8 protein-coding genes are annotated in these 6,898 nt (G+C 67.4%); all 8 read right to left on the bottom strand.

The genetic code is table 11. The features are described 5' to 3' along the window. Positions 1-33: 33 nt before the first annotated feature. Complete coding sequence (locus tag VFL64_RS19070; protein WP_489541963.1) at positions 34-672, bottom strand: AraC family transcriptional regulator; 639 nt, start codon at positions 670-672, stop codon at positions 34-36. Next, positions 672-1,820 (bottom strand): DUF3570 domain-containing protein, encoded by a 1,149-nt coding sequence (locus tag VFL64_RS19065; RefSeq protein ID WP_489541962.1) that lies wholly within the window; start codon positions 1,818-1,820, stop codon positions 672-674. Before VFL64_RS19065 ends, VFL64_RS19070 begins: the two co-directional genes overlap by 1 nt. A gap of 16 nt (positions 1,821-1,836) precedes the next feature. Further along, entirely contained in the window at positions 1,837-2,091 is a 255-nt protein-coding gene (locus VFL64_RS19060) for a DUF4266 domain-containing protein (protein ID WP_489541961.1), read from the bottom strand. A 5-nt stretch (positions 2,092-2,096) separates the two neighbouring features. After that, positions 2,097-2,618, bottom strand: a complete 522-nt coding sequence (locus tag VFL64_RS19055) for a TlpA family protein disulfide reductase (protein WP_489541960.1) — start codon at positions 2,616-2,618, stop codon at positions 2,097-2,099. Positions 2,619-2,632: 14 nt separating this feature from the next. Continuing rightward, positions 2,633-3,304: an outer membrane beta-barrel domain-containing protein gene (locus VFL64_RS19050; protein WP_489541959.1), complete on the bottom strand. Its 672-nt coding sequence runs from the start codon at positions 3,302-3,304 to the stop codon at positions 2,633-2,635. 14 nt (positions 3,305-3,318) lie between these two features. Beyond that, positions 3,319-4,119 carry an SH3 domain-containing protein gene (locus VFL64_RS19045; RefSeq protein WP_489541958.1) on the bottom strand — a complete coding sequence of 267 codons (801 nt, stop codon included), beginning with the start codon at positions 4,117-4,119 and terminating at the stop codon, positions 3,319-3,321. Beyond that, complete coding sequence (locus VFL64_RS19040) at positions 4,116-4,730, bottom strand: hypothetical protein (protein WP_489541957.1); 615 nt, start codon at positions 4,728-4,730, stop codon at positions 4,116-4,118. Before VFL64_RS19040 ends, VFL64_RS19045 begins: the two co-directional genes overlap by 4 nt. Next, positions 4,730-6,898 (bottom strand): HzsA-related protein (locus VFL64_RS19035; RefSeq protein ID WP_489541956.1); only part of this gene is annotated, 2,169 nt, incomplete at its 5' end. The genes VFL64_RS19035 and VFL64_RS19040, both read right to left, overlap by 1 nt.

Below are 6,898 nucleotides of genomic sequence, written 5' to 3'. Positions count from 1 at the left end.
GAAGGCGTGTCGTCTCTTGTGTCGTCGGTGCGTTTACTGCCAGACCTTGACCACGAACTCCGGCTGCAGCTTGCCGGTGGAGTCCTTGATCTGCAGCTCGATGTACTTGGGCTCGGTGCCCTTGTCGAACTTGATGTTGGCACCGCGCTTGTAATCGCGGAAGTGCGGGCCACCGCCGGTGAACAGTGCCACCAGTTCGTGCGAGCCAGCCTTCAGGTTGCCCAGGTACATGCGCTGCACGCCACCACGGTGCAAGGCCTTCACCTCGGCTTCGGTGTAGAGGTAGTTGGCGACGACCTTGTCGTCGAGCTTGACCTGCACCGAGCCCAGCTCGAAGAGCTTGCCCACGTCCATCGAGAGGAACACCGCCACCTGCGTGTTGGCCGGGAACAGCAGCTCTTCTTCGAGCACCAGCAGGTCGCGGTTGAGGCGGATCACGTCGCCCTTGGCTTCTTGCACGCGGGTGTCGAGGCTGGCGGCCGAGGCGGCGGTGGCGGGTGCGCCGGCGGCCGCGGGAACTGGTGCGCTGGCGGCTGCGGCCGGTGCAGCGGCAACCGGTGCGCTGGCAGCCCCAGCGGGGGCGTCGGCGGCCCAAGCCGCCGAGGCAGCGAGCAGCAGACCGGCGGCGACCCATTGGCGGCATTGATCGAGGAACATACGGCTGGCCTTCATCAGAATGTGATCGTCGCGAACAGCTGCAGCACGTTGGCGTTGTGCTCGTAGGGCTTGCCGTCGCGGATGTCGGTGAAATCGGAGTACTTGAACTGGATGTACTCGTAGGCGGCGTTGAGGCGCACCTCGTAGCTGCCCGGCACCTGCTTGGCGGTGTAGGCCATCTTGGCGCCCAGGCTCATGGTCTTGTAGGTGCTCAGCTGGCGATTGCGCGAGATGTAGGTCATGTCGCTGGTCGCGTTGTCGCTGTAGAACAGCGCCTTGCTCTGCGTGTAGTAGCGCCCGTACCAGTCGACCAGCCAGCGCTCGCCGAACTGGCGGCTGTAGCCGCCGTCGAGGGTGTGGGCACGGATGTCCCAGTTGTCCCAGAAGTAGCGGTAGCCAGCACGTATCGCATTGCCCGGCGTCACTTCGCCGATGGCCTGCAGCTTGAAGGCGCGGCTGCTGCGGGTGCGCGGGTTGTTCTCGGGCACGGTGGTGCCGAAAGCGCGCGCCGCGCGGTAGGGGCTGCCGAGGAAGCCGTCGTCGGACACCGCCTCCACATTGGCGCTCATCAGCCAGGTGGGCGTGAGGATCTGGGTCACGCCGAAGCGGTAGCGCCAGTGCGTGGCGCTGTCGATGAAGCCCTCGCCCTTGCGGCCGACATCGTCGTGCCCGCGCGTGAAACCCAGGCTGATGGTGGTCATGCCGCCGAACACTTCCTGCGCGACGTCGATGCTCGTCGTGTTGGCGATGTAGTCGGGCTCCTTGCTCTGCGAGGTGCTCACGCTCAGCGTGGCATCGCGCACGATGTAGTCGAAACCCAGGCCGTACTCGTTGCGTGTTTCCTTGTAAGGGCTGGCGGTGGTCACCACGTCGATCGAGGCGTTGCTGACCATGTCGACGTAGTAGGTGCCCGACAGCGACAGGTTCTCGTTGACCTTCTTGCGCACCAGCAGCGCCGGGCCGGCGGCGGTGAGGCCATCGGCCTCGTAGCGGTGGTACATCACGTCGGCACGGTCTTCGGGCAGGTTGGGCGCCGCATGGGCGGCACCGCCGGCCAGCGCACCGCCGACCGCACCACCCAGCAAGCCGGCGGCCCGCACGGTGTGCGAACGATGACGGCGCAGGTGGGCGAGCAGGCGCAACAGGTTGCGCCAGACCTGCACCGCAGGGCGCCAAAACTTAGTTGCAGCCACAGCCGCCCCCTTGCACGCCGGTGGCCCCGCGGGCACCCTCACGCACCTCGCGCACGTGCTCGAAGTGCTTGGACGAGAGCGCATCGCGCGAGACCTGCATGATCGGCGCCGCGAGGCGCTCGCGCTCGTAAGGCTTGACCCAGGGCTCGATGGAGCTGCAGCCAGTGAACAGCAGCGCGCTCAGCAGCGAACACAGCACAGACACGGCGATGCGCCCCCGGGCGGGAAGCAGGTGCAGCATGGGCGTCATTCCTTCAGCAGGTCGCGGATCTGCTTGTCGTACAGATCCTCGTAGCCGTCTTGATAGCCCCGGTGCACGTAGCGCACCTTGCCGCTGCGGTCGATCACGAGCGTGGAGGGCATGCTGTTCAGGTCGTACAGGCGGCTGACCTTCTTGTCGGTGTCGAGCAGCACGGGGAACCTGACGCCCAGCTTGGCGGCCACATCGGCAGCATTGCGCACGTCGTCGTCGATGTTCACGCCCAGCAGCACCAGGCCCGAGCTCTTGTACTTGTCGGCGATGCGGTTGAGATGCGGCATCTCCTTGCGGCAGGGGCCGCACCAGGTGGCCCAGAAGTTGACCAGCACGACCTGGCCGCGCAGCTCCTGCAGGCGCAGGTTGGGGCCGCTCAGCGAGCGCAGCGTGAAGTCGGGCGCCACCGTGCCGACGGCCGTGGCGGCGGCGGCCAGCGTGGCGCCTGTGGCCAGCAGCGTGGCGATCAACGCACGGGCGGCGCGACGGAGGAAGGGGTTGAAAGGGGTCGTCATGACGAATGCACCGGTCAGAAGAAGAAGGTCGCGCCCATGGTCATCTCGAGGTTCTGGGTGTTCTGGCTCTTGCCCAGGAAGTCGAGGGTGAAGAAGTGGTCTCGCACATCGAGCTGGAAGGCCGACCAGTTGTTGATGAAGACACGCGCGCCGAAGCCGATGTTGAAGGTCTGCTTGCGCTGGTTGGCGAAGTCGGTGTTGCCCGCGCCGCCGATGAGGTACAGCGCCGAGGCCTTGGCGGTGTTGCGGCCGATGAAGACCTCGCCCGGCAGCATGTTCCAGCCGATCGAGATGTTGTAGTACTTCAACGTTTCTTCCTGCGAGGCGAAGATGCCGCCGGGCAGGATCTGGCGGAAGTTCTCGTCACTTACCTTGGTCTGGCCGTAGGCGCCTTCGACGAAGAAGTCCTCGGTGATGTGGTAGCCCAGGCGCACGCCGCTGACCAGGCTGGAGCCGAAGTTCTGCGTGGCGTAGGTGCCCACGAAGAGGCCGATCTCGAAGTCGTTGGACGGGATCTTGGGCACCTTCACGTCGCGCCGGTCGACCTCGGGCACGATGACCTGCTCGTTGGCGGGCTTCGGGTCCTTGGGGGCGGCGGGCGCCGGCTCGTCGGCAGCACGGGCGCTGAGCGCGGCCGCGAGCAGGGCGCCGGTCAGCAGGAGGTGGGCAAATGGCTTGGTGTGCATGTGCGTCGTCGCCGTCAGAAGAAGAACGAGAGCCCGGCGGTCCAGGCGCGGTATTCGCCCGAGCGGGTGTCGGAGAGGAAGGCGGTGTAGAAGCTGTAGTCCATGCGCGCGACGAAGCGCTCGCTCAGGTGGTAGCGCACGCCGACGGTGCCGACCGCCATGTTGACGTTGGTGGTCTGGTCGCTCACGAGGCTGTCGTTGGGGATGTTCTTGAACTTGCCCACGCCGATGCCGAAGAACGGCGACAGGCGCTTGTGCGACCACGGCTCGCTGTTGACGTTGACGTGCCAGAACTCGGTGCCCGAGTACACGCCCTGCACCTGGCCGATGGTGGCCTCGAGCGACAGCGTGTCGGTGAAGCGGTAACCGCTCCAGACCTTGAACATGGGCTCCGACTTGAACTGGCCCCAGGCGAAGCCCATCTCGAGCTTGCGGCTGAGATAGTCGTCGAGTGCGATGTCGCGGAAGGTCTTGAGGCTGCCTGCCGCGGTGAGCGTGGCTTCGAGCTGGCGGCGCACCACCCAGCCTTCCTTGCCAGTGGAGCTGCGCACCTTGAACCAGTCGGTGTGGCGCGACTCGATCTCGATCCAGTCGCCGCGCTCCACCACGAAGAACACCGGGTAGCCGCGGCCCGGGCCGGTGTGCATCTCCAGATACGGGTCGGCAACCGTCAGGCGTTCGAGCGGCTCGTCGGCGGCACGCGCCGGCGCCGCGCCGCACACGGCGGCCAGCAACAGCAACGCCGCAGCGGCACGCGCCAGCCCGCGCACGCCACTTCCCCACCCTGCCCTCAGGCCCGCGAACGACAGATTCATTGGGTGCTGCAGGTTCCGTTGCCCGGGTCGGTGCTGAATTCATCCTGCCCGGCAGGCGCTGGGTGGCTCATCCAGTAGCGCATCAGCACCACGTGCGGATCGCTGTCGCTCTCGAAGATCAGGCCGCCGCCATGCAGGACACCCTGCACCCGCGGCTTGGTGATCAGTCGGCTCTGCGACACGTTGTTCATCACCACCTCGCCCTGCGCCGAGTAGAAGTTCTTGTACATGTCGGTACTGCGCACGGCGTCGGCAGCCGCCGGGGTCGTGGGCACGGGCTGCGATGCTGCGGAGGGGATCACCCGGAAGGCACCCCCCGTGCCGTTGGCATTGTCATGGCAACCGGAGCCGGCGCAGGTGTTGGTGGCCTGCGTGCCAACGATGGGCAACAACTCGAGAAAGATCGGGTTGATGCAGCGCTGGAAATAGGCGAAGGAGAGCTTCTGCCCTCCCTCGCTTGCCTCATTGGTGATGTTCGGCGGGTTGCCGAGGGGGCCACCGCCACCGCAGCCGGTGGCGAGGCCCAGCACGGCGGCACATGCACCTGCCCAGCGGTTGAGCGTGGGGGCGATGCGCCGTCGTGGCCCTTTCGTTGCTTCGTTCGTCGTCATCAACATCCAGTGGCGATCCAGGCCGCGATTGTGTTGTACGCCGGGCTGCCCACCGGCAGGATCGCCGCAGCGGGTGTGCCCGTCGTCGGGTGCGCCGTCGTGCTGGACGGGCGGCTCAACAGGTAGTTCGACGCGGCATTGCAGGTGTTGGAGATCATCGACAGCGTGACCCCGTAGTCGCCCTCGGCGCTGCCGGTCAGCACGAAGCGGTTGTTGCGGAACGAGGCGCCGGCCGGGGTGGTGGCGTCGCCGCCGATGGCCTGGTGGCAGCTGGCCGCGCAGGTGGAACGCAGGATCGGTTGGATCTGCGTCTCGAACACGGTTTCGCTCAGGCCGGTGAAGGCGCGCACGCCGCCGGCCGGGTCGAACGGGTCGTTGTAGTACTGGCCACCCAGGTCCATCCACTCGGTCAGCAGGCGCTTTTCGGCGGCGTTGAGCATGGTGGCGTGGTTGGGGGCGGTGCCGGGCGGGTTCGGGTGGGCGGTGGTCGCGGCAGTGCCGGCCAAGAGGGTTTCGCCGAACATGATTTCGGTCAGGCGGCTCTTGCGCGCACCACCGGCCGAGTTGGCGAAGCTGGAGCTGGTTTCCACCAGCGCGGCGCCGCGCACGATCATGGGCTCACCGTCTTCGATGCGGAACTGCGGCAGGCCGGTGGTCGCGTCGATCACCGGGTCTCCGAGCACGAGTTCTTCGTACGAGGTCACACGGCCGGTGCCCGAGGTGGTGTCGCGCAGGTCCAGCTTGGCCGGGTCGGCGTGGCAGGTCGTGCACTGGTTGTCGCCACCGCCGGCCACGGGGCGCGAGCGGGTGAACAGCGGCGCGATGTGGTCGCGGAAGTTGATGACGCCGCGCTTGACACCGGTGGTGGCGGGAGCGAGCGTGGCCAGGTTGTCGGCCGGGTTGGTGTTGCCGGTGTAGCGGACCAGGTAGTCGGGGCGAGCCTGCGCCGGGTCGGCCCATGCGTCGGTGAACGACGGGTCGGCCGACAGGGCCAGCAGCGCGGCGTTCTGGCGGGTGCGGGTCGCGGCCATGGTCTCACCCGACTGGTGGTCGTTGCGCAGCGAGGCCACGAGCGCCGCCGGCATGGTGTTGACGATGGTGCCGGAGTTCAGCGAGGCGCCGCGGCGCGGGCTGTGGCAGCCGTCGCAGGTGCGGCGCTCGCCCGGGCGCACCTGGATCCAGTTGGTGTGCGTCTGGATGGCTCGGCCCTTGTGGTCGATGACCGACAGCGCGATCGGCGTGTCAGCCGGCACGTGCAGCTTGAACGAGCCATCGGGCTCGATCGGGGCATAGCCCAGGATCTGCTGCTGCTCGAAGTCGGTTTCGCCGATCGAGTTGCGCAGGCCGGTCATGCCCGAGGGCGGCGCCACGGCGCGCATGACCCGCACGAAGCGAACCGGCGAGCACTTGTAGGCCGGGTCGGCGGGGTCCTTCATGCGCACGATGTCAGCCACCGAGGTACGGGTCTCGTTGGGCTCGACCGGCGGCGTGGTCATGGCGATGCCTCGGGTGCAGCCGGCCGGAAGGTCGGCGGCAGCCAGCATGCTTTCGCTCATGCGGCCCAGGCCGTCGGTGTCATACACGCTGCGCACTTCGATCAGGGCCAGACCCTGGGCCGCCAGGGCGCTGTCAACGGCGGTCGGCTGCGCGGCATTCGGTTCGGCACGGGCCTGCAGCGGGATCGGGTCGGTGTACATGAAGCCGCTCGGCGGCGCGGCCACGATGCGCCAGGTCTGGTTGGCGGGGTTGAACATGTAGACGGCGTAGGCGGCCGGTGCGTTGTCGCGCAGCGGATCGGCGGCCACGTCGGCGGCCATGCGGTTGCGGTTGCCCACGCGGGCCTTCTCTTCAGCGGTCAGCGTGGCGCAGGACACCACCACGCCGTTGCGCGTGACTTCACACGGGCGGTAGGACAGCAGGATGCGGTTGGTGCCATCCCACAGCGGGTACGGTGTGGTGACGCGGCCGTATTCGGACAGGCCCATGCCGTCGTTCAGAGCCTGCGCGGTGATCGAGCTCTGGCCACCGTTGGTGGGCACCGAAGTGAAGGCGCGGGTGTTGTTCTCGGAGTAGTTGAACGCGTCGACGACCATCATCGCGCCGCCTTCCTGGGTGCGCGACAGCGGCATCAGCGAGCTGGCCAGGAAGCCCTTGTAGGGGCCGCTCGG

This window comes from Rhizobacter sp., assembly GCF_035702065.1.
Taxonomy (GTDB): Bacteria; Pseudomonadota; Gammaproteobacteria; order Burkholderiales; family Burkholderiaceae_C; genus Rhizobacter.
This window is presented reverse-complemented; position numbering and strand designations above follow the sequence as displayed.

Coding starts and splice junctions, on each gene's coding strand:
- VFL64_RS19070 (WP_489541963.1), bottom strand. CDS start 672: ATGAAGGCCAGCCGTATGTTCCTCGATCAATGCCGCCAATGGGTCGCC.
- VFL64_RS19060 (WP_489541961.1), bottom strand. CDS start 2,091: ATGCTGCACCTGCTTCCCGCCCGGGGGCGCATCGCCGTGTCTGTGCTG.
- VFL64_RS19055 (WP_489541960.1), bottom strand. CDS start 2,618: ATGACGACCCCTTTCAACCCCTTCCTCCGTCGCGCCGCCCGTGCGTTG.
- VFL64_RS19050 (WP_489541959.1), bottom strand. CDS start 3,304: ATGCACACCAAGCCATTTGCCCACCTCCTGCTGACCGGCGCCCTGCTC.
- VFL64_RS19045 (WP_489541958.1), bottom strand. CDS start 4,119: ATGAATCTGTCGTTCGCGGGCCTGAGGGCAGGGTGGGGAAGTGGCGTG.
- VFL64_RS19040 (WP_489541957.1), bottom strand. CDS start 4,730: ATGACGACGAACGAAGCAACGAAAGGGCCACGACGGCGCATCGCCCCC.